Source organism: Chryseobacterium sp. R2A-55, assembly GCF_021401085.1.
In the GTDB taxonomy this organism is placed as follows: Bacteria; Bacteroidota; Bacteroidia; order Flavobacteriales; family Weeksellaceae; genus Kaistella.
In genome coordinates this window covers 380,585-403,281 of sequence record NZ_JACBFP010000002.1, presented here as the reverse complement: position 1 = coordinate 403,281, position 22,697 = coordinate 380,585, and the positions used below count along the sequence as shown (strand labels likewise).

Sequence of the window (22,697 nt, the reverse complement as noted above, 5' to 3'; positions counted from 1 at the left end):
AAATTACTTTTGGTAAAATTTTTCAAGCAAGTTAACCTCGCAACCGGCAACTTATCTGCCGGTAACCTACCGATTGTTTTTGTAAAATATGGCTTTTCTCAAATCATAAAATCCTTTCCAAAACTCCGGTCACTTCATCCACATTCTGCACATTCTCTTTTCGCATCATCAACTGATTTCCTTCTGCTGAATGTTTCTCCTTTAAGGTTGCTTCTTTCGGATTCATTGATAAATACGAAATAATATGCCGGAATTTATCGCTCTGGTAAAATTTATCCTGCGGATTCGATGGGAAATAGCCGAGGAAAATCCCGTTCTTCACCACGATTTTCTCAAAACCGATTTCTGCGGCGATCCATTTTAGTTCTACAGATTTTAAAAGATTTTTGGCTTCTTTTGGCAAGATTCCGAAACGGTCAACCAATTCACTTTCAAATTTTTGAAGTTCTTGCTTATTTTGGATTTCCGCCAGTTTTTGGTAAAGTGAAAGTCTTTCCTCAATACTTGAAACATAAGAATCCGGCAACATCAATTCCAAATCGGTATCGATATTGACTTCCTTCGTGGACTTGAATAACTTCTTCCTTTCCTCCTCATTTTCAAAAAGATGGTCAAACTCTTCATCATTCTGAAGTTCATCCAGCGCTTCCTGCATAATTTTCTGATACGTATCGAAACCCATTTCGTTGATAAAACCGCTTTGCTCACCGCCGAGCAAATCTCCAGCGCCACGGATTTCCAGATCCTTCATCGCAATCTGGAAACCGCTTCCCAAATCAGAAAACTGCTCGATTGCTTCCAGCCTTTTTCTCGCATCTGAAGTCATCATATCAAATGGTGGCGTGATCAGATAACAGAACGCTTTGCGGTTGCTGCGACCAACTCTTCCCCGCATTTGGTGCAAATCCGCCATTCCGAATTTCTGCGCATCGTTGATAAAAATTGTGTTGGCATTGGGAACATCCACCCCACTTTCCACGATGGTCGTGGAAACCAAAACATCATATTTCCCTTCCATAAAATCCAAAACATTCTGCTCCAACTGTTTTCCTTCCATTTGTCCGTGACCGGTGATCACACGGGCATCCGGAACGAGACGCTGAATCAGTCCCGCAATATCTTTCAGGTTTTCAATTCGGTTGTTAATAAAGTAAACCTGTCCGTCTCTTTGAATTTCATAGGAAACCGCATCGCGTAAAATCTCCTCACTAAACCCAATAATCTGGGTTTCCACCGGTTGCCGATTTGGGGGTGGCGTTTTTATCACCGACAAATCCCTTGCCGCCATCAGAGAGAATTGCAGCGTCCGCGGAATCGGAGTCGCGGTCAAAGTCAATGTGTCAATATTGCTTTTTAAGGTTTTCAGTTTGTCTTTTACCGAAACACCAAATTTGTGCTCTTCATCGATGATTAAAAGACCCAAATCCTTAAATTTCACTGAACTTCCGACCAACTGATGCGTGCCGATCACGATGTCGATTTTTCCGTTCTTCAGGCCTTCCAAAGTCTCGGATTTTTGTTTCGCAGTGCGGAAACGGTTCATGTATGAGATTTCCACCGGAAAGTCTTTCAGTCTTTCCTTAAAGCTTCGGTAATGCTGAAAAGCCAGAATCGTGGTGGGAACCAAAACCGCCACTTGTTTTCCGTCCGTTGCCGCTTTGAACGCTGCACGGATTGCCACCTCAGTTTTCCCGAAACCTACATCGCCACAGATCAAACGGTCCATCACGGTGTCGTTTTCCATGTCTTTTTTCACATCGAAAGTAGCTTTTTCCTGATCCGGAGTATCTTCGTAAATAAAACTGGCCTCCAGTTCATTTTGCAGATAAGAATCGGGGGCGAAAGCAAACCCCTTTGCGGTTTTCCGCTTGGCGTAAAGTCTTATGAGGTCGAAAGCGATCTGTTTGACTTTCGCTTTGGTTTTTTGTTTCAAAGATTTCCAGGCAGGCGATCCGAGTTTCGAGAGCACGATTTCTCTTCCGTCTGGACCATTGTATTTCGAGATTTTGTGCAAAGAATGAATGGATACATAGAGCAAATCATTGTTTTTGTAAACCAGTTTGAAACATTCCTGCACTTTTCCGTTATTATTCACTTTCACCAACCCCATGAATTTCCCGATTCCGTGGTCGATATGGGTAATATAATCGCCTACCTTCATCTGCATCAAATCCTTCAGGGTCAGTTGTTCTGATTTCGCGAATGCATTTTTTGCCTTAAACCTTTGATATCGATCAAAAATCTGGTGATCAGTGTACACTGAGATTTTATGGTCCAAATCCACGAATCCGGAATGCAACTCAGATTTAAAGGATTTAAAGGGAATATTTTTTTCCAAATCCTGGAAAATTGCTTCGAGCCGCTCCTTTTGTTTTTCGGTGGAACATGAAATCCAGGTGTCAAAACCATCATTTTGCTTCTCTTCCAAATCTTCAATCAAGAGTTGGAAATTCTTATTAAAAGCAGGCTGCGAAGTCTGATTGAGTTGGACTGTCGCAAATCCGGAAGACTGCAGCGTTGACGAAAAATCCAGCCAGTGGAATTTTTTGATGTCCTTTCTAAGATCTTCTTCTGAAACGAAGAGTTCAGCAGGTTTTTGATGCTTGATCACTGCACTTAATGAAGAAAATCTTTCTCCCGCTTTTTCATAGAAATCCTTGATCTTGGAAAAACCCAATTCTGCATTTTTGGTAATAATCATCAGGTTTTTGGGAGCCATTTCCAACAGTGAAACCTTGGTTCCTGTCACTGAAAAATTCATATTGGAAACCAATTGAAATTCCCTTACTTTATCCTTTGAAAGTTGGGTTTCAATATCGAACGTTTTGATGCTTTCTACCTCATTTCCGAAAAATGTAATTCTGAATGGCTCTTCACTGGAGTAAGAAAAAACGTCCACAATTCCGCCCCTCACCGAAAATTCGCCGGGTTCAGAAACGAAATCGGTCAACTGAAAATTAAAGTGGTTCAGCAATTCTTCGGTAAAATCGAAATCCAGGGAATCACCGACTTTTATCGTGTGGGAAATTTGATTGAAGTCTTCTTTTTTCATCACTTTTTCCGCCAGAGAAGAAAACGGTGCCACCATGATTTGCGGTTTTTTGTTGTGGTGGATGTTGTTCAAAACTTCCGTTCTCAAAACCAAATTCGCATTCTGTGTTTTTTCCAATTGATAGGGATCCAGATGCGTCGGTGGAAAATACAGCACGTTTTCTTTTCCGAGCAAATCTTCCATTTCGGCAGAAATATAGAGCGCATCTTCTTGGTCATCCGTCAGAAAGAGAACCGACTTCTTTTGAACTAAAAATAATTCCGCTGCGAAAACCGAGGGAAAAGAACCCGCAAATCCTTTTATAGAAAGGTGTTTGTGTTGCTCGATTTGATTAAAAATTTCCTTCCCGAATTCATTTTGCAGGAGATTCGGAAGAAAGGTTTCATTAATTTTTTTTAAACCCATTACTAAAAAGTGTTTATTGAATGTCGCGATCAATCCAAAACGACAAACGCGATTTCGGGACTTCTCCGAAATCGTGATTCAAGCCGCAAATTTAGTGAAACTTCCGGAAAGGGAATGTGAACAGGAGCAGACAAGAGCATTAATCGCAAAGATTAATAGAAGAACTTTCCTATTTATTTAAAACCTAAATCCCTTCTTCTGTATTCTGATCGTCTTTTAACCAGACGGATTCTGCAAGATATTGATCATCTGGATAATAAATAAAGAGGCAATTTTTCCCTTTAATCGTGTTGATAATCGGCACTGCCAATTCTCTCGGAACGGCGGGACAACCCCAGCTTCTGCCGATACGGTTTTGCGATCTGATAAACTTCTCGCTCACATAATCTGCGCCATGCATCACAATCGCACGCTGGAAAGCGTTGTCATTAAACCCGTTATCCATTCCCAAAAGTTTCAGGGAATATCCATTTCCCCCAGTATAGGTTGATTCTGTAATATAAAAACCGAGGCTGCTTTGGTAGGAACTTTCACGGTTTGAAAAACTTTTTGCAAACTCCTCGCCGGTATTTTTTCCGTGTGCGACTAAAGAATTAAACAAAACTTTCCGCTCATTCAAATCAATGATCCAAAGTCGTTTTTGAGTAGAAGAAAGAGAAAAGTCACCAATGCTTAGAAGATGGGAATCGGCATCAATCTTCCCGGCTTTTTTCAGATTGCTGAAACCCAGGTATGCTGTCTCAAAAACTTCGGCACGGAGCGTATTTGATGATCCGAAATCGATCGATTCGTAAATCTCCGCCGCAGCTGAGATCGTATTCGTTTTGGTATTTTCAGCAGCTTGATGCTTTAAGGGTACAGAAGAAACTTTGGTTGGATTTTCAGATATATTTTTGGAATGAATTTCATTTTTGTAAAAAGATGTTGCAATAAACAAGACCAGACTAAGTGACAAAAGGATTTTCCTCATTCGATATTATGTTAAATAAATTGACCGGCGCAAATCTACAAAGATTTAGTTTTCAGAATATTGTATTTAAAATTTTTAACGGTTATTTATGAAAATTTAACGGGATTTTCTTCTTTACAATTAATTTCGCTAACTTTGCAGAATCATGTTCAAGGCATTGAAATTATTTCTGATTGTGCTGAGTTTGGGGGCGTTTGTCCTTCCAAAACAAATGCTGTTTGCTCAGCAGACAGAGCAATGCTGCGAACAGAAAAAACAGGAAGACCGCTGCTGCAAGACTGAAAAAAAACAACCTTGTCACAACAATACTTCGAAAAAACATTCCGATCAGAATCACTGTGGAAACGATTGCGCAAATTGCCATTCCTGCTCCCTTTTTTCTTTTTTTAATTTCGTTTCCCCGGAAATCCAGGAGTCTCAATCGGTTCATTTGGTAGAAACCAAACTGAATTTCAAATACAGCGTCTGCTTTATTTCCAACAATTTTCAAAATATTTGGCAACCGCCGAAAATAGCTTAATTTATTGAATCACAGCCAGAAGTCTGTTCTTTTGGCAACTATTTTTAAATTAATTTATTTTCGAAATATGAAAACTTTATTGAAAGTATTTTTTGCTTTCTCCATCTTATTTTCAACCTTTTTGTCTGCGCAAACCATCACCAAATCAACATTTTTAGTCAAAGGTGAATGTGGAATGTGCAAAGACCGAATTGAAACCACCGCCAAAAAAAATGGTGCAGCCTCCGCAAGTTGGAACGCAGATACCCAAAAACTCGACTTAGAATTCGACGCCAACAAGGTTTCCGCAGATGAAATCCTAAAAAAAATCGCCGAAGCGGGACATGACAATGAGCGATTCTCCACTACAGAATCGGTTTATGAAAACCTTCCCGCCTGTTGTCATTATGACAGGTCACCTTCTTTCCTGAAGGCCAATGTCACTGAGCAGCCCCAAAAGAAAGACCATGAGTTTTTCGTTCGCGGGAATTGCAGTTCCTGCAAAGCAAGAATAGAAAAAGCCGCAAAAGATGCCGGTGCAAATTCCGCAAACTGGGATGTGGAAACCCAGAAAGTGACTTTGGATTTCAATCCCACAAAAACTTCTGCAGAAAAAATCCTGAAAAAAATTGCAGATGTTGGTCACGATAACGAAAAGTATAAGGCTTCAGACGATGTTTATAAAAACCTTCCAGGCTGCTGTTTGTATGACCGGAACCTTCCATTCGGCGTAAAAGGAGAATTGGCGCACAGTGATGAAGAGCCAACTCCCAAAAACGATTCTCCTTCCAAGGCAGACCATGTCGGTAAAACCCTGGAGGAAATCCGATTGGTAAAACTGAAAGAAGCAACCGCATTAAGCAAAAAGGAAGCAGGTTTGACTTACAACATTGGGTCAAAAGAACTGCTGAAAGCTGCATGCTGTAATCTTTCCGAAAGCTTTGAAACCAACGCCACAGTTGACGTTTCCTTTAGCAACGCCGTTACCGGAACCAAACAGCTGAAAATGCTCGGTCTGGACCAAAAATATACCGCATTGACTAAGGAGCTTTTCCCAGAAATCCGCGGACTCGCTTCTGCATACGGACTGAATTTCATTCCGGGAAGATGGATTTCGGGAATCCAACTGACCAAAGGAGGAAGCACGGTGACCAACGGCTACGAAAGCATTACCGGACAAATCAACACCGAATTTCTGAAATATAAAAATGAAAACGAATCTTCAATCAATCTTTTTGCAGATTTGAATTTGAGGACTGAAGCCAACATTACTTCCACCCAAAAACTTTCCGAAAAATGGAACCAAAGCATTCTGCTCCACGGAAACGGAACTTTTGGCGAAGCAGATTATAACGATGACGGATTTTTGGACCAACCCAAAGGAAACCAGCTGAATGCGGCTTATTTGTTGAATTTCGATGATTTGAATGAGAGTGGTTTCGGTTCCCATTTTGGGATTAATTTCCTGAAAGACGAAAGAATTGCAGGACAAAAGGGATTTGATAAGAAATTACCGCAATCTGCACAGAGTCTTTATGGCGTTGGAATAGATATTTCAAGAATTCAGCTTTGGAATAAAACCGGATATATCTTTAAAGGGAAACCTTACCAAAGCATCGGTTGGATGAACCAATTCACCCATCACGAGCAGGATAGTTTTTTCGGTTTTAGAAATTATGACGGCAAACAAAACACCTTTTATTCCAATTTGATTTTCGAGGGAATTTTTGGGAATACCAATCACAAATACAAAACCGGAGCGAGTTTTCTGTACGATGATTTTAATGAAAATTATCTGATTCAAAATTATAAGCGAACCGAAACCGTGCCCGGAATTTTCTTTGAATATACTTTGACCGGCGAAAAATACACTTTGGTTGCAGGAGCCAGAACTGATTTCCACAATTTGGCAGGAACACAGTTTACTCCGAAAATCAACTTTAAATATGATTTTACCCCAAAAACCATTCTGCGACTCTCTGCAGGACGGGGTTTCAGAACTGCGAATATCTTTGCGGAAAATCAACAGTATTTTGCCTCAAACAGACAAATTGAAATTTTAGGTAATGGTGGAAAAATTTATGACCTAAAACCTGAAATCGCCTGGAATTACGGAATAAGTCTGCAACAGGAATTCCAGTTGTTCCAAAGGAAATCCACCGTTGTAGCCGATTTTTTCAGAACCGATTTCCAAAATCAGGTTTTGACGGATTTGGATGCATCGCCTCAAAAAATGCTGTTCTATAATTTGGACGGAAAATCAGCGGCAAACTCTTTTCAGACCCAGTGGGATTTCTCCCCTGCAAAAAATTTCGATGTGCGTTTGGCGTACAAGTATTATGATGTGCAGGCAGACTATCTTTCTGGTAGAAAAGAAGTTCCGTTTATGGCAAAAAATCGTGGATTTGCTAATTTTTCGTATTCTACCCATAAAAATGACAAAGGCGGTTTCTGGAGTTTCGATACTACTTTAAACCTGGTCGGAAAGCAAAGAATTCCTAATACCAAAAGCAATCCGGCTGAATTTCAGCTGCCGGAATATTCAAATTCCTACGCTACTTTGAACGCACAAATCGCAAAAGATTTCAATAAAAATATTCGTGTATATTTGGGTGGAGAAAACCTCACCAGTTATACCCAGACTAATCCGATTTTGGATGCAAAAAATCCGTTCGGAAACTATTTTGACGGGGGAATGGTTTACGCACCGATTATGCCCGCAAATGTCTATATTGGAATTGATTTGAAATTTTAGAAAATATGAAAAGAGTACCCTTGTTGATGATTGTTGCCGCCTCGATTTTCTGGTCGTGCGACAAAAATAAGACCGAAACCGATTTGAAAGAGCATGCAAAAGTGGAATCTGCAACTGCCGATTCTGCTTCCGTAAACTCTACCCAAACGGAAACTGTGCAATCGGAAGAAGCCGGAAATGCTTCCACAGAAGCCAAAGCCGTTGCAGCAAATAATGCCGAGAAAAAGCCACAGCTTAATCCGCCGCACGGAGAACCTTTCCACCGTTGCGAAATTCCTGTAGGTGCACCGATTGACAGTCAACCTGCACCAACTCCGGCTCCGCAAATGATGCCGCAAAGTGCTGCAAACAACAACTTCAACACGAATCCGATTCCATCGGCTCCGCAACCGGTTGCTGCACCTTCTGCACAGAATCTGGGACCCAAACCGGCACTGAATCCACCACACGGAGAACCGCATCACCGATGCGATATCCAGGTTGGAGCACCTTTGATTTGATTTTAAATTAATGGATATAAAAATGCGGAATCTGGAAGGTTCCGCATTTTGTTTGTATTGTAGAGAATTTCTGATCTAAATTTTCACGAGCAAATTTCTGAAATTCGTCTTCTCATCGATAATTCTCCGCAAGTCAGCCACCGGAACCCTTTCCTGTTTCATGGTGTCGCGGTCTCTCAAAGTCACGGTGTTGTCTGTCAAAGAATCGTGGTCCACCGTGATGCAGAACGGCGTTCCAATCGCATCCTGTCTTCTGTATCGTTTTCCGATGCTGTCTTTGTCTTCGTAAATCATGTTGAAATCATATTTCAAATCGTTGAAGATTTTCTCGCCATATTCGCCAAGTCCGTCTTTTTTTATCAAAGGCAAAATCGCAGCTTTCACAGGAGACAAAGCAGGAGGAAGTGCTAGAACCGTTCTTTCTGAGCCGTCTTCCAAAACCTCTTCTTTCAGGCAATTGGAGAAAATCGCCAGGAACAGTCTGTCCAAACCTACCGAAGTTTCCACCACGAAAGGCGTGTAGCTTTCATTTCTTTCACTATCGAAATACTGCAGTTTTCTGCCTGAAAATTTTTCATGCGCCGATAAATCGAAATCAGTTCTGGAGTGAATTCCTTCCAATTCCTTAAATCCAAACGGAAACTTAAATTCGATATCTGCAGCTGCATTTGCATAATGAGCTAATTTTTCATGATCGTGGAATTTGTAGTTTTCATTTCCTAAACCTAAAGCCAAATGCCAGTTCAAACGTTTTTGCTTCCATTCTTCATAATAACCGAGTTCGGTTCCAGGCGGAACAAAAAATTGCATTTCCATCTGCTCAAATTCCCGCATCCTGAAAATAAACTGTCTTGCAACGATTTCGTTTCTGAATGCTTTTCCGATTTGGGCAATTCCGAAAGGAAGCTTGTGGCGGGAAGTTTTCTGCACATTGAGAAAGTTTACGAAAATTCCCTGCGCCGTTTCCGGACGAAGATAAAGGTCGGTTGCATTTTCCGAAGCCGCACCAAGTTTGGTTCCGAACATTAAATTGAACTGTCGGACATCGGTCCAGTTTTTTGAGCCGGTATCCGGATCGGCGATTTCCAATTCTTCGATGAGTGCTTTCACATCGGCTAAATCATTGTTTTCCAATGAGCGCGCCAGTCTTTTCAGTATCACCGATTGTTTTTCACGATATTCCAAGACTCTTGGATTAGTAGATTCAAACTGAGCTTTATCGAATGAATCACCGAATCTTTTTTCTGCTTTTTCGATTTCTTTCTGCGCTTTGTCTTCCAGTTTTGCGCAGTAATCTTCCAGCAAAACATCGGCTCTGAAACGTTTTTTGGAATCCTTGTTGTCTATAAGAGGATCATTAAACGCATCTACGTGACCGGAAGCTTTCCAAATGGTGGGATGCATAAAAATCGCAGAATCAATACCCACGATATTTTCATTCAGCTGAACCATCGCCTTCCACCAATATTGCTTGATGTTGTTTTTCAGTTCCGCTCCATTTTGACCATAATCATACACCGCCGAAAGTCCGTCATAAATCTCCGAACTAGGGAAAATAAAACCGTACTCTTTAGCGTGGGAAATCACCTTTTTGAAAACATCTTCCTGTTTTGCCATCGTATTTTGAATTTGTGCAAAAATAGGGAAATTAATGGTGAGGATAAAATGCAAAAAAGCAGAAAATGAATCTGCTTTGGTAGGGTGAAAAAGAATTTTTTCTTAAAAATGATAACTCAGCGCAATTCCGTTTCCCACATTTTCTAATTTGAAATAAGGCTGAAAACCTGTTGATCTTCCGTTTTCAATCTGAACAGCTCTATCGGAATTCTTTTTTGCCGCCACTGCGAAGGGAATTGCAGCTCCGACAAATCCCGCACCCAAAAGGAGATAACCGATTCCATAAGAACCTTTTGTCTGTCCGTAAACAGGTCCGGATGGCGTTTGACCAACTACACCTTTTTCCTCTTTGGTGAGCAGCATGGGAATACTTACCCCGATTCCCGCACCCCCAATCACCCCCAAAACGGTTGCGATGGTGCCATTTGTACGTGCTTTTTTCATGGTACCCAATGCTTCAGGATTTTTGAAAACCTCTTCATACTCTGACAGTTTATAGGTTTTCCCATCTTTCACCAGTCGGTTTTTCTCCAAACTCACCTGTGAAAATAATGATTGAAAAAAAAGAAAAAAGCTAAAAAACAACAGTTTTTTCATAAATAATTTTTTTTCGAATATACATACAAATGTGCTTGTGCCAAAATGAATTTTCATTACCAAACCCACATATGCTGATAGGGGTCGTAATTATACCTCATCACCGTAGAACTGAATGTTGCATTTTTTAGATTCACGACGAGTAGATTTAAGGTACTTTCATGAACCACATAAAACGCCTTGATAAAGTTATATTTTGTTTGGTATTCTTTATGGAAGAATACGCTCGCAAGACAACTGTTGGTAGAGTAAACCTGAAACTTGCGCACCTTCCAATTTTTGTCAAAAGTCAATAATCGATACCCCGTCTCTGGTTCGGTCGCTCCACAAAAACCCTGCTTATTAAAATTGGAGTCTCTCTCGAAATAGAAAAGAATCCTGTTTTCCTCTTTGTCTTCGAATGTTGAAATAATCTCGTTTCCACCATATTCATCCAGAACTGTTCGAAGATTATATTTTTTTCCGTTGGGCAGACTGAGCCATTCATTTCTTAAGGTGATGTCCAAATCATCTTTATAAATTTGAATTCGATAATTCTTATTGTGGTATTTCATTATTCCATTTTGCGATCTTCCCGATCCTTGTCGAATTTGCAGGAACTCAGTAAAATTAGAGAATTCCGGACAGGGCGAAATCCAACAAAATAACTCTTCGTCTGAAATTTGTTTAAAATCCTGCTCACTGGCAAAATTGTACAGCATTAAATTACCGTCATAGAATCCCATCAAAGGAATTTTCCGCTTATATTTATCATAATAATACCATCCTTTTACAGTAAAAACTTTATCGTGCCATCCGGAATGACCCAGGTATTCCAAATACATGGTAATTGGTTGTCCCGCAATATTTCCTTTGAAAGTGGCTGAAGTTTGCCAATCTTTTTGCAGCGAGATCTTCGGATCTTTAAATTGGGCTAATAAAAAAAAGCTTCCCATCAGGAAACAAAAAGTGATCATTTTTTTCATTGTGATAATTGGTGTTAATTTCTATATAGCAATGAAAATTCAATGCCATATTTAACATTTCATTAAGAAGAATTTAGGATTTATTTAAGATTTTATTGTAGGCAATGATTTTTGTAATTTTACCGAACAATAATTCCTATGTACAAATCCCTGATCCGCCCGATTTTATTCAGACTCGATCCCGAAAAAGCGCATCACCTCACTTTCTTTATGTTAAAGAATTTTGGTTGGCTCGCAAAAGTTTTTCTACCAAAACCGATTGAGGACAAAAGGTTGGAGCGTGAAGTTTTCGGGCTAAAATTTAAAAATCCGGTGGGTTTAGCAGCCGGTTTGGACAAAAATGCAGTAGCGTTCAAAGAGTTTTCAAATCTTGGATTTGGATTTGTGGAAATTGGTACTCTCACTCCGAAACCGCAACCAGGGAATCCACCCAAACGACTTTTCAGGCTGATTGAAGATTCGGGAATCATTAACAGAATGGGGTTTAACAATGAAGGAGTTGATGCCGCTATTGACAGATTAAAGAAAAACAAGAACGTCCTCATCGGTGGAAATATCGGCAAAAATAAAGGGACGCCAAATGAAAATGCAGTCAGCGATTACCTCCACTGCTTTGAGAAACTTTTTAATTTTGTGGACTATTTCGTGGTGAATGTCTCCTCGCCAAACACCCCGAATCTGCGAGAACTTCAGGACAAGGAGCCTTTAATGAAACTTTTAGGTGAACTGCAAAACCTCAATGCAACAAAAGAAAAACAAAAACCGATCCTCTTGAAAATCGCACCGGATTTATCGGATGACCAGTTATCAGACATCATCGAAATCGTCAAAGAAACCAAAATCGCCGGCGTAATCGCAACCAATACCACCCTTTCCCGAGAAAACCTAATATCCGAAAACAAAACAGAATCTGGCGGTTTATCCGGGAAACCATTAACAAAACGCTCCACCGAAGTCATCCGGTTTTTATCTGAAAAAAGCGGAAAAGCTTTCCCGATCATCGGAGTCGGCGGAATTCATTCGGCAGAAGATGCCATCGAAAAACTGGAAGCAGGCGCAAGTTTAGTGCAGCTTTATACGGGATTTATTTATGAGGGACCGGAGTTGATTCGGGAAATTAATAAGAAGATCCTTGAAAGATTTTCTGTGTAAAGTTGTTCCTTTTTTCTACCTCTGAAAATCAAAAACGCTATCAATCAAAAGATTAACAGCGTTTTGAGTACCTCGGACGGGACTTGAACCCGTACGTCCTTGCGGACACAGGATTTTAAGTCCTGCGTGTCTACCAGTTCCACCACCAAGGCAGGTAGATAAATGAGCGAAAAACGGGATTCGAACCCGCGACCCCGACCTTGGCAAGGTCGTGCTCTACCAGCTGAGCTATTTTCGCAGTTTCGGAGCATTAATTGATGCTCCAAAGTTTTGTGTGCGGATGAAGGGACTCGAACCCCCACGCCTCACGGCACCAGATCCTAAGTCTGGCGTGGCTACCAATTACACCACATCCGCTACTGAACGCTGTTCTTTTTTTTTGGTGAGTGCAAATATAAAAACTTTTTCTCTTTCAGGCAAAGAAAAATTTGGAAAAATATTGCCGCTGTTGAATTTCATCCCGTGTTTCTGAAATCTGAAATCCCTTGTAGGCTATTTTCCAATATTATAGAAAAAAATCCCCCATAATCATTAATTTAAATTTACTGCTTTTGGGCGTCGGCACTAATAATTTGAAAATTTAAATAGGAATCCTTAAGAATTTTTCGTTCCCCGTTTTATTTTCTCTCTGTAATTTCTTACTTTTACATCTTATAAAATTTGATTATGGAATTACAAGGAACAGTGAAGAAAATATCTGAAATCCAAACTTTTGCGAGCGGATTTCAAAAAAGGGAAATGGTGATTTTGACCGAAGAACAATATCCACAGCCAATTAATATAGAGTTTCTGCAAGAAAAAGGAGACCTGCTCAACAACCTGAAAGAAGGTGATAAAGTGAAAATCGGAATCAATCTGAGAGGCAGAGAATGGACTTCACCGCAAGGCGAGGTGAAATATTTCAACTCCATTATCGGTTGGAGGGTAGAGAAATTGGATTCGACCAGTAACTTCAGTGAACCTACGGAAGCGGCTTCAGTTCAAAGAGCAGAACCGGCAAGTGAAGTAGCGAAAGATGGTAATCCTTTCGGAAATGAGGAAGAAGACGATTTACCTTTCTAAAACATCTGAATATAAAACTAAAATCCTGCTGAAATAGTGGGATTTCTTTTTCAAAAATGGTTAGGCTTCCTTCCAATGAAATTTCATTCCCCGATCCGGAACTTTTGATTTCGGACTCCGGTTTGATGGCAATTGGTGGCGATTTATCTCCGGAGCGATTGCTTTTTGCTTATCAACTTGGTCTCTTCCCCTGGTTTAATGAGGGCGAAGAAATCCTTTGGTGGTGCCCTGATCCGAGATTTGTCTTGTTTCCAAAGGATCTAAAGGTTTCCAAATCGATGAAGAAAATCCTTCGTGACAAAGTTTTCACCTTTACCGAAAATCAGTGTTTTCGAAAAGTGATGGAGGAATGTAAGAACACCTTTAGAAAAGACCAAGATGGAACATGGATTTCAAAACAGCTCATCGATTCTTTCGAAATCCTTCATCAGCAAGGTTTTGCGAAAAGTGTAGAGGTTTGGCAACATGAAGAATTGGTCGGGGGTTTTTATGGCGTTCAAATCGGGAAGGTTTTCTGTGGCGAAAGCATGTTTTCCAAAGTGAGCAACGCCTCGAAAGCCGGATTCCTGGATTTTGTTCAAAAAAATGCAGAACACTTCAAACTGATCGATTGCCAAATCCACTCCGAACATCTGGAATCACTTGGCGCAACCATGATTCCAAAACTTGAATATTTAAAAATTTTAAAAGAAAATCAATGAACCACGAAAGAGAAAAATGGATACTACTGATAATTTTGACCATCATTTGGGGTTCATCATTCATTCTCATCAAAAAATCTCTGGATTATTACAATCCCTTTGAAGTAGGGAGTTTGCGAATCATGATTGCCGGATTATTATTGATGCCGGTCGCATTTTTAAACATGAAGAAGTTTCCGAAAAAAAATCTGAAATGGCTTTTGCTCGCAGCGGCGTGCGGAAATTTCTTCCCGATGTATCTTTTTCCCATCGCGGAAACCAAAATTAGCAGCAGCGTGGCGGGAATCATCAATTCCATGGTGCCGATATTTGTCATCTTAATCGGTCCGTTTCTGTGGAAGGAAGTTTCCACGAAGTTTCAAAAAATCGGTGTAGCAATCAGTTTCGCCGGCGTTTGCATTCTAACTCTCGGAAGCCATGAAGCAGGCGAACTCAAACTCATTCCGATTGTATTATTATTGTTGGCCACTTTGATGTATGCGATCAACGCTTTGACCGTGAAAAAAAAACTAAATCACGTGGAACCGATAGCACTTTCCGCATTTGTTTTTGGATTTGTACTTTTTCTGCCATCTTTAATTTCACTTGCTGTTTCAGGATTCTTTCATGATTTCCACTTCACGAAAGGAAATTTCATCGGAATTGGATTTGTTTCATTGCTCGCCATTTTCGGAACCGGTTTGGCGATGATGCTGAATTACAGAATATTGCGGATCTCCACGGCTTTGTTTGCATCCACTGTTACTTTGCTGATGCCGATTGTGGCGGTAATCTGGGGAATTATTGACGGAGAAAAGCTCACCTTCATGCAAATTTTCGGCGGCGTAGTTATTATGGGCGGTTTGATTTTCCTAAGGTCCAGACCGACCCACAAAAAACAAAAAACTGCATTGCCCGAAGACAGCGCAGTTTGAAATAAATCTAATAAAAAGTAAAAATGAAAGGCGACAAAGATATGTAATTGATTCCATACCAACCAAATTTTTTTTAACAAACTCTAAAAAAAAATTAAAAACACCTTTCTCTATCAGAATTTTGCTAAATTTGACTGATGTTTATCAAAGATTATATTTCCAAAGACTACCCCGCATTTAATGTAAGTGATTCGATAGAAGAAGCCAGCGAAACCGCAAAAGAATTTGGCTACTCACACGTTTTTGTGAAAAAGAAAGGGGTGTTTCAAGGTGCACTGAGTCAGTCTTTTCTAGAGGAAAGCCCGGAAGGAAACCTGTCTTCACTCGCGATTCATTTTGAAAAGTTCGCCATATTGGAAGACAGCCACTTTTTTGATACCATTAAACTTTTCCACACCTTCAACGCCAATGTGGTTCCCGTGATCAACAAGGAAGAAAAATATCTGGGATATATCTCTACCGATGATGTTTTCAGCGAACTGTCAAAATATCCTTTGGTTTCGGAAATGGGCGCCATGCTCATTGTGCAGGTTCACGAAAAAAATTATTCCATGACCGAAATCTGCAAAATCGTGGAGTCCAACAATTCGAAAATTTATGGATGCTATATAAGTGCGATGGTGGAAGACGAAGTGAGGATAACGATAAAAATCAGCTGCGACAATTTGACCTCAATTGATGAAACCTTTGAAAGGTACGGCTACAGCGTAGTTCACAAATATTACAATGACGAAAAAGAAGAACTATTAAAAGACCGTTTCGGATTCTTTCAAAAATATCTTGAATTTTAAGTAATGAACGCAGCCATCTACACTCAAAAAAACGATCTGGATACCTTTCTTTATCTGAGCAAATTCGTTTCCGAACTGGAGAAACGCGGAGTAAAGTCCATTCTTTACGAAGAAATGGCGAATGCGCTGCAATTTTCAAATATATTCGAAACTTTTACCAATAAATCTGATTTGCTGAAAAAAGGGGTAGATCTTTTTTTCACTTTCGGTGGCGATGGGACCATCGTGAACTCCCTGCTCTTCGTTCAGGATTCGGGGATTCCGGTAGTAGGAGTAAATACAGGTCGGCTGGGATTTTTGGCAAGTTTTACCAAGGAAGAAATCTTTTTGGAATTAGACGACATTATAAAAGGAGATGTGAAAATCAGCAAACGCTCCGTAATTGAGGTGGTTTCACCAAGAGAAGGAATGTTTTTCCCGTATGCCTTAAACGATGTTTCGATTTCCCGAAAAGAAACCACCGCCATGATCACCGTGGACTCCTATATTAATGACGAGTTCCTGAATATCTTCTGGGGCGATGGTCTGATAATTTCTACACCTACCGGTTCCACAGCTTATTCGTTGAGCTGCGGCGGTCCGATTATCGAGCCCAATAATAACAATTTCGTGATCACGCCGATTGCTCCACATAATTTAAATGTTCGTCCGCTAATTGTTAATGATGACGTGGAGATCAGATTAAGGATAAAAAGCCGGGTTCCGGAATATTCCATATCGCTCGATTCGCGGTTGTTCCATCTGGAAACCGGCGTGGAAGTCCATATCAGAAAGGCTCCATTCGAGATTTCTTTGATTCATCCAAATAATTTGAGCTTCTACGAAACCATTCGCCAAAAACTGCTTTGGGGGAATGATAAGCGAAATTAAATTAATGTGTAGCCGCGATGAAATTTAAACTTCTCTTTATTTTCCTGTTTATAGGTTCATTTTGTTTTCCCCAAATGTGGATCAATGATCTGGACCAGGCAAAAAGACTGGCAAAGACTGCCAATAAATTAATCATCCTGGACTTTACCGCCAATTGGTGTAAACCATGCAAGGAGATGGAACGCGAATACTGGAACAACCCAAAGTATAAAGAATCTTTGGACAGCTTCATCGCAGTTTCGATTGATTTTGATTCCGAAAAATTCCTGAGGTCCTACTATGACGTAAAGTCTATTCCAAATGTAAAAATCATTGATTACCAAGGAAATGTCATCCACCAGTCTTTAGGTTTTTTGAATGCAAAGATGTCTGATTTGGAATTTGGCGGCTTTCCTCCCGACGTCTCTTTGCTTTATGAAACCCTCGAACTTCAAAAACTTAAAAACCCATCTGATGCAGAACTGATCGAACTGGGCAGCGCTTATCAAGGTTTGGTTCAAAAGTCTACGAATTTCAGAGCAAAGAACGCATTTGCCAAATTAAGTGACATTTATTTCAGCAAATGCATTAAGAAAACCGAAAATGAGGACTTCAAAGAAAAAGCGGGTCTTGCAAAAGCTTTTAACAGTGTACTTACCGACAATCCAAAACGGGCGCTGAAAAACATAGACCTCACCAAAATTTCCGATGACAATAAGCTCTTTGCGCTCTATGTCCTTCTACATGCTTCTTACTCCACTGAAAACAGCGCAGATGCTGAAAAATGGCTCACCGAAATTGAAAGAACCGGGCAAGAGGATTGGATCAGAAACGCCCAAAAACTAAAGGCTAAATACTCCAAATAATTCCTTTAGTTTGCTTATCTTTACGTTTCTAAAAAAGTAAAAATCAAATCTTTTAAAAAAATTAAATTATGAGCAGAAAGTTTCCGGCAGGTGTTGCCACAGGACAAATGGTTACAGACATTTTTCAATATGCGAAGGAAAATAAATTTGCACTTCCGGCAGTCAATGTGATTGGTTCAAGTAATATGAATGCCACCATGGAAACGGCAGCAAAACTCAATGCACCGGTGATCATCCAGTTTTCAAATGGCGGAGCAGCATTCAATGCTGGAAAAGGAATGAGCAGCGATGGTCAAAAGTCCGCAATCTTAGGCGGAATCGCAGGTGCACACCACATTCATACATTGGCGGAAGCATATGGAGCAACCGTGATTTTACATACTGACCACTGCGCAAAAAAATTATTGCCATGGATTGACGGATTGATGGATGCCAACGAAGAATTTTTCGCAAGAACCGGAAAATCCCTATATTCATCTCACATGCTGGATTTATCTGAAGAGCCAATTGAAGAAAACCTGGATATCTCATGCAAATATTTCGAAAGAATGGCGAAAATGGGAATGACTTTGGAAATTGAATTGGGAGTAACTGGTGGCGAAGAAGACGGAGTGGACAATTCCGGAGTAGATTCCTCTAAATTATATACCCAACCGGCTGAAGTGGCTTACGCTTATGAAAGACTGAAAGCGATTTCGCAAAACTTCACCATTGCAGCGGCATTCGGAAACGTGCACGGCGTTTATAAACCGGGAAACGTGAAACTGACTCCTAAAATTTTGGACAATTCCCAGAAATTCGTTCAGGAAAAATTTGGAACAGGAGCAGAACCTGTGAATTTCGTATTCCACGGCGGTTCCGGTTCTTCACTGGAGGAAATTCGTGAAGCAATTGGTTATGGCGTCATTAAAATGAATATCGATACAGATTTGCAATTCGCCTATACAGAAGGAATCAGGGATTATATGATCGGAAAATTGGAATATTTGAAATCCCAAATCGGTAATCCGGATGGTGAAGACAAGCCCAATAAGAAATTCTATGACCCGAGAGTTTGGGTGAGAAAAGGCGAAGAAACATTCGGAAAACGTCTGGTCCAAGCTTTCGAAGACCTTAACAACGTCAATACGCTTTAAGAAAACTGAAGTATTTAAAAAGAAATTTTCTTCTCGGAGAAGATTTCTTTTTTTAACTTTGACCCCGAAATGTTCAAAATTTCAAATATTTCAATTCTATTTTTTTTAATGATCAACATTTGGAACTTGAAATCTACCTGTCAGAGGACAGGTCTGCAACCTTAAACAAATTTTACAATGGCATTCGACTGGTTTAAAAGAAAAACGCAAAACATCACCACTTCCACGGAAGACAAAAAGGATGTCCCGAAAGGACTTTGGCATCAAACACCGACTGGGAAAATCATCGAACACGAAGAACTGAAAGCAAACAACTATGTTTCACCAGAAGACGGATTCCATGTGAGAATCGGATCCAACGAGTTTTTCTCCATCCTGTTCGATGACAACAAATACACGGAACTCGACGCGAATGTGGAAAGTGTGGATATGCTGAATTTTAAAGACACGAAAGCTTATTCTGACCGTTTGAAGGAAGTGAAATCAAAAACCAAACTTACCGATTCCATAAGAAATGCAGTGGGCACCGTAAACGGAACCAAAATGGTGATTTCCTGTATGGATTTCGCTTTCATCGGTGGATCACTCGGCTCGGTGATGGGCGAAAAAATCCGCAGAGCAGTTGATTATTGCATCGAAAAGAAACTTCCCTACATGATTATTTGCCAATCCGGAGGAGCCAGAATGCAGGAAGCCACCTATTCATTGATGCAGCTCGCAAAAGTACAGTCCAAACTGGCACAACTTTCCGAAGCCGGACTTTTGTATATCGCCTATTTGTGCGACCCTACTTTTGGAGGAATTACCGCATCATTTGCGATGACCGCAGATATCATTATGGCGGAACCAGGAGCTTTGATTGGATTTGCCGGACCAAGAGTCATCCGCGAAACCATCGGAAAAGATTTGCCGGAAGGTTTCCAAACATCAGAGTTTTTGCAGGAAAAAGGATTTGTGGATTTCATCGTGAAAAGAACAGAAATCAAACAGAAAGTTTCACAAACCGTGAATCTTTTGACAAACGCTTAATTTTTCAACAGTAAGGAAATCAAACACTTAAGGGTGAATTAATTGTTGAATCATCATGGTTTTCGCAGCCAAAAAAATTGAAGCGCTTTTGATTTAACAGTAAATAAATTCTTTAGAATTTCTGTACAACATGCTGCATGGATTTCTTAACTTTTTACATCCCTTAAAGATTAAAAGAAAAAAATTGAAAAACCCTGTTTTTAATCTGTAACAAACCAATAAAAATCTCACCTCATTGGGTGGGATTTCTTTTATGAGGACTGCAAGAATTTTTATAAATACCTTAAAAACACTGAGTTTAGCAAAAATCGTCAAACTTCTAAAATTGACGGTGCCACATCCTCTTTTCACCATCCTGAGTTTTTTTGCCACCATCAAGAGTTTCACACTGGCTCAAATGTATTTCCCAAAGACCAATTCCAACAACGGAATTGGAAACGCTTTTCGGCATGCGCTTTGGACCTGTCTGATTCTGATGTATTGCTGCAAAATCTCATCGCCGAAAAAGGCTTTGCAATTCTGCAAGAGAATGACCAATCTGCACGAGGAATTGTTCCCCAACGAACCGCTTGAAAAAGAAATGGACCTGCACAACAACAAAGTCGGAATGGACCTTTTCATGGAAATGCTGCAGGGAATCCACCGCCAGTTTTTTGAAACCAGCTTCTTTATCGAGCAACTTTTATATAAAGCCAAAACTGCCCGGATTCTAGAAAATTTGGACGAAGATTACGGAAACGAACTGATCTATCTGAGGGGAAAAGAAAATTGGGAAGAAATTCCCAAAAGCTTAGTTTCTGAAAATTCATAAAAAAATTCCGCCAATTGCTGAGCGGAATTCTTAATATGTTTTCTTGAATTTTCTGAATCATTTTTTTTCGTAAAGATTGACTACCTTTTGAGAAACTCCGGTATTGCTGAAACCACCGTCGTTATAAAGGTTTTGCATGGTCACTTTCTTGGTCAGGTCAGAGAACATCGCGATGCAATAATTCGCACAATCCATCGCATCAGCATTTCCGAGTGGTGACATATCTTCCGCATATCCCATGAATCCAGTAAAACCTTTCACCCCGCTTCCTGCAGTCGTCATCGTAGGCGATTGAGAAATCGTGTTCACACGCACTTTTCTTTCCCCCCAATAATAGCCGAAAGTTCTTGCGATGCTTTCCAAATAGGATTTGTTGTCCGCCATATCGTTGTAATCCGGGAATGTTCTTTGAGCAGCAATATAAGTCAGAGCCAGGATTGAACCCCATTCGTTCATGCAGTTTTTTTCCCAGGCAACTCGCATCACTTTGTGGAAGGAAACCGAGGAAACATCCCAACCTTTTTCGAGCCAGTCGTAATTCATTTCGGTATAGTGTTTCCCTTTTCGCACATTCACCGACATTCCGATGGAGTGCAAAATGAAGTCAAGTTTGCCAAATTTAGCGATTGCTGCGTCAAAAAGTTTTTCCAAATCTTCAATCGAGGTTGCATCTGCACCGATTACTTCAGAACCGGTTTTTTCAGCAAGGGCGTTCAGTTCGCCCATTCTCATTGCGATTGGCGCGTTCGACAGGATGAATTCTGCACCTTCTTCATGGCATCTTTCAGCAACTTTCCATGCGATTGAATGTTCGTTCAGCGCACCAAAAATAATTCCCTTTTTCCCTTTTAGTAATCCGTATGACATAATATTTATTTTCAACAAAAGTAAGAAATATATTGTTTTAGGCATAAAAAAAGGAAGTCAAATTGCTTTGACCTCCTCTCGTTCATTGAAGTATGATTAGTTAGTTGATTTCCTAAATTCGGATTTGACATCTTCTGCGGCGTCTTTGGTTTTTTCCCAGGCACCGTCGGCATAATCTTTGGCTTTATCCCATGCGTCAGAAATGGCGTCTTGGGTATTTTCCCAGGCATCGGCTGCGTTATTTTTTGCACGTTCTATCCAGCCTTCGCGAGTTGGCTCTTCGTTATTATCACGCTTTTCACGGATATATGCCTTTGCTTTTTCAGCATATTCGTTGATGGTCCATCGTGCTTTTTCTACGGCATTTTCTGCCTTGTTATAATCTTGTGTGTCCATAATAATATCTTTGAAATTAATAATTTGGTTAATCGAAAAAAATCTAATTAGATAAATAACGAGATCCAATAACTGTTCCGTTGACATTTTAATATTATGTTAAATTTTATTTAAATATTTCATAATACCATAGAAAAATATCCAATACTCCATTTTTCCTTTAAAATCATTTACTTTTACCTAAAATTTACAAAACAATGGAAATCATCCGCTGCGCTTGGTGCGAAAAAGACGACCTCTACCGAAAATACCATGATGAAGAATGGGGAAAAGCTGTTTACGACGACGATAAGATTTTCGAGTTCCTGGTTTTAGAAAGTTTTCAGGCGGGACTTTCCTGGCACACCATTTTAAAAAAAAGAGAAAATTTCAAGAAAGCCTTTGAGAATTTCAACTATAGAAAAATCGGAAAATATCAAGAAGAAAAAATCGAAGAGTTGATAAATGATGCAGGAATCATCAGAAATCGGTTGAAGATTTTAGCCACCATCAACAATGCCCAAAAATACATGGAAGTGCAAAAAGAATTTGGAACGTTCAGCAAGTACATCTGGGATTTTGTAGGCGGCAAACCGATTGTCAACCATCCAAAAACCTTGAAAGAAGTTCCGGCCACCACAGAAATCTCAGACGCATTAGCAAAGGATTTGAAAAAACGAGGCTTCAAATTTCTCGGCTCTACAGTGGTTTACGCGCACATGCAGGCAACCGGAATGGTTTGCGACCATTTGGTGGATTGTCATTGTAAATAATTACCAAGAAA

The 22,697-nt window shown here is 40.1% G+C and carries 21 protein-coding genes and 3 tRNA genes; 13 read left to right on the top strand and 11 right to left on the bottom strand.

What is annotated here, in order from left to right:
- Positions 1 to 103: 103 nt before the first annotated feature.
- The 3 genes from mfd to L0951_RS04685 form a co-directional block, all read right to left on the bottom strand.
- Entirely contained in the window at positions 104 to 3,457 is a 3,354-nt protein-coding gene (mfd, locus tag L0951_RS04695) for a transcription-repair coupling factor (RefSeq protein WP_234109855.1), read from the bottom strand.
- Between the two features lie 184 nt (positions 3,458 to 3,641).
- Positions 3,642 to 4,427 (bottom strand): murein L,D-transpeptidase catalytic domain family protein, encoded by a 786-nt coding sequence (locus L0951_RS04690; RefSeq protein WP_234109854.1) that lies wholly within the window; start codon positions 4,425 to 4,427, stop codon positions 3,642 to 3,644.
- A gap of 163 nt (positions 4,428 to 4,590) precedes the next feature.
- Positions 4,591 to 4,917 (bottom strand): hypothetical protein, encoded by a 327-nt coding sequence (locus L0951_RS04685; protein WP_234109853.1) that lies wholly within the window; start codon positions 4,915 to 4,917, stop codon positions 4,591 to 4,593.
- Positions 4,918 to 5,014: 97 nt separating this feature from the next.
- Between L0951_RS04685 and L0951_RS04680 the strand changes: the two genes are divergently transcribed.
- Both L0951_RS04680 and L0951_RS04675 read left to right on the top strand, forming a co-directional pair.
- On the top strand, positions 5,015 to 7,681 hold the full coding sequence (locus L0951_RS04680; RefSeq protein WP_234109852.1) for a TonB-dependent receptor domain-containing protein: 2,667 nt from the start codon (positions 5,015 to 5,017) through the stop codon (positions 7,679 to 7,681).
- Positions 7,682 to 7,686: 5 nt separating this feature from the next.
- Complete coding sequence (locus tag L0951_RS04675) at positions 7,687 to 8,181, top strand: hypothetical protein (protein WP_234109850.1); 495 nt, start codon at positions 7,687 to 7,689, stop codon at positions 8,179 to 8,181.
- Positions 8,182 to 8,256: 75 nt separating this feature from the next.
- Here the strand turns inward: L0951_RS04675 and L0951_RS04670 are convergent, their stop codons facing one another.
- The 3 genes from L0951_RS04670 to L0951_RS04660 all read right to left on the bottom strand — a co-directional run bounded on the left by L0951_RS04670 (position 8,257) and on the right by L0951_RS04660 (position 11,360).
- On the bottom strand, positions 8,257 to 9,798 hold the full coding sequence (locus tag L0951_RS04670) for a glycine--tRNA ligase (RefSeq protein WP_234109848.1): 1,542 nt from the start codon (positions 9,796 to 9,798) through the stop codon (positions 8,257 to 8,259).
- A gap of 102 nt (positions 9,799 to 9,900) precedes the next feature.
- On the bottom strand, positions 9,901 to 10,395 hold the full coding sequence (locus L0951_RS04665; RefSeq protein WP_234109847.1) for a hypothetical protein: 495 nt from the start codon (positions 10,393 to 10,395) through the stop codon (positions 9,901 to 9,903).
- A 56-nt stretch (positions 10,396 to 10,451) separates the two neighbouring features.
- Positions 10,452 to 11,360: a hypothetical protein gene (locus tag L0951_RS04660; RefSeq protein WP_234109845.1), complete on the bottom strand. Its 909-nt coding sequence runs from the start codon at positions 11,358 to 11,360 to the stop codon at positions 10,452 to 10,454.
- Between the two features lie 138 nt (positions 11,361 to 11,498).
- Between L0951_RS04660 and L0951_RS04655 the strand changes: the two genes are divergently transcribed.
- Positions 11,499 to 12,512 carry a quinone-dependent dihydroorotate dehydrogenase gene (locus L0951_RS04655; protein ID WP_234109843.1) on the top strand — a complete coding sequence of 338 codons (1,014 nt, stop codon included), beginning with the start codon at positions 11,499 to 11,501 and terminating at the stop codon, positions 12,510 to 12,512.
- Positions 12,513 to 12,580: 68 nt separating this feature from the next.
- Here L0951_RS04655 and L0951_RS04650 read toward each other — a convergent pair.
- The 3 genes from L0951_RS04650 to L0951_RS04640 all read right to left on the bottom strand — a co-directional run bounded on the left by L0951_RS04650 (position 12,581) and on the right by L0951_RS04640 (position 12,869).
- Positions 12,581 to 12,664: transfer RNA gene (locus tag L0951_RS04650), tRNA-Leu, on the bottom strand.
- 13 nt (positions 12,665 to 12,677) lie between these two features.
- A tRNA-Gly gene (locus L0951_RS04645) sits at positions 12,678 to 12,750 on the bottom strand.
- A 37-nt stretch (positions 12,751 to 12,787) separates the two neighbouring features.
- Positions 12,788 to 12,869, bottom strand: a tRNA-Leu gene (locus tag L0951_RS04640).
- Positions 12,870 to 13,178: 309 nt separating this feature from the next.
- On the opposite strand from L0951_RS04640, the gene L0951_RS04635 reads away from it, so the two are divergent.
- From L0951_RS04635 to L0951_RS04595, 9 genes are all read left to right on the top strand, one after another.
- A complete protein-coding gene (locus L0951_RS04635; RefSeq protein WP_234109841.1) occupies positions 13,179 to 13,574 on the top strand; it encodes a DUF3127 domain-containing protein in 396 nt (131 codons plus the stop codon).
- Between the two features lie 56 nt (positions 13,575 to 13,630).
- Positions 13,631 to 14,275 carry a leucyl/phenylalanyl-tRNA--protein transferase gene (gene aat, locus L0951_RS04630; RefSeq protein ID WP_234109839.1) on the top strand — a complete coding sequence of 215 codons (645 nt, stop codon included), beginning with the start codon at positions 13,631 to 13,633 and terminating at the stop codon, positions 14,273 to 14,275.
- The gene (locus tag L0951_RS04625) at positions 14,272 to 15,189 is read left to right on the top strand and encodes a DMT family transporter (RefSeq protein ID WP_234109837.1); all 918 of its coding nucleotides are present in this window, start codon (positions 14,272 to 14,274) and stop codon (positions 15,187 to 15,189) included. The genes aat and L0951_RS04625 overlap by 4 nt, the downstream gene beginning before the upstream one ends.
- Before the next feature lie 137 nt (positions 15,190 to 15,326).
- The gene (locus L0951_RS04620) at positions 15,327 to 15,980 is read left to right on the top strand and encodes a CBS domain-containing protein (protein ID WP_234109836.1); all 654 of its coding nucleotides are present in this window, start codon (positions 15,327 to 15,329) and stop codon (positions 15,978 to 15,980) included.
- Between the two features lie 3 nt (positions 15,981 to 15,983).
- On the top strand, positions 15,984 to 16,850 hold the full coding sequence (locus L0951_RS04615) for an NAD kinase (RefSeq protein ID WP_234109834.1): 867 nt from the start codon (positions 15,984 to 15,986) through the stop codon (positions 16,848 to 16,850).
- A 17-nt stretch (positions 16,851 to 16,867) separates the two neighbouring features.
- The gene (locus L0951_RS04610) at positions 16,868 to 17,695 is read left to right on the top strand and encodes a thioredoxin family protein (protein WP_234109832.1); all 828 of its coding nucleotides are present in this window, start codon (positions 16,868 to 16,870) and stop codon (positions 17,693 to 17,695) included.
- A gap of 68 nt (positions 17,696 to 17,763) precedes the next feature.
- A complete protein-coding gene (fbaA, locus tag L0951_RS04605; protein ID WP_234109830.1) occupies positions 17,764 to 18,831 on the top strand; it encodes a class II fructose-bisphosphate aldolase in 1,068 nt (355 codons plus the stop codon).
- Between the two features lie 177 nt (positions 18,832 to 19,008).
- Positions 19,009 to 19,860: an acetyl-CoA carboxylase, carboxyltransferase subunit beta gene (accD, locus tag L0951_RS04600; RefSeq protein WP_234109829.1), complete on the top strand. Its 852-nt coding sequence runs from the start codon at positions 19,009 to 19,011 to the stop codon at positions 19,858 to 19,860.
- A gap of 253 nt (positions 19,861 to 20,113) precedes the next feature.
- Positions 20,114 to 20,671, top strand: coding sequence for a DUF6973 domain-containing protein (locus L0951_RS04595; RefSeq protein WP_234109827.1), 558 nt, complete (start codon positions 20,114 to 20,116; stop codon positions 20,669 to 20,671).
- A 57-nt stretch (positions 20,672 to 20,728) separates the two neighbouring features.
- Here the strand turns inward: L0951_RS04595 and L0951_RS04590 are convergent, their stop codons facing one another.
- Both L0951_RS04590 and L0951_RS04585 read right to left on the bottom strand, forming a co-directional pair.
- A complete protein-coding gene (locus tag L0951_RS04590; protein ID WP_234109825.1) occupies positions 20,729 to 21,538 on the bottom strand; it encodes an enoyl-ACP reductase in 810 nt (269 codons plus the stop codon).
- Positions 21,539 to 21,634: 96 nt separating this feature from the next.
- On the bottom strand, positions 21,635 to 21,934 hold the full coding sequence (locus L0951_RS04585; protein WP_234109823.1) for a hypothetical protein: 300 nt from the start codon (positions 21,932 to 21,934) through the stop codon (positions 21,635 to 21,637).
- A gap of 197 nt (positions 21,935 to 22,131) precedes the next feature.
- Between L0951_RS04585 and L0951_RS04580 the strand changes: the two genes are divergently transcribed.
- Complete coding sequence (locus L0951_RS04580) at positions 22,132 to 22,686, top strand: DNA-3-methyladenine glycosylase I (RefSeq protein WP_234109822.1); 555 nt, start codon at positions 22,132 to 22,134, stop codon at positions 22,684 to 22,686.
- The last annotated feature ends 11 nt before the right edge of the window (positions 22,687 to 22,697 follow it).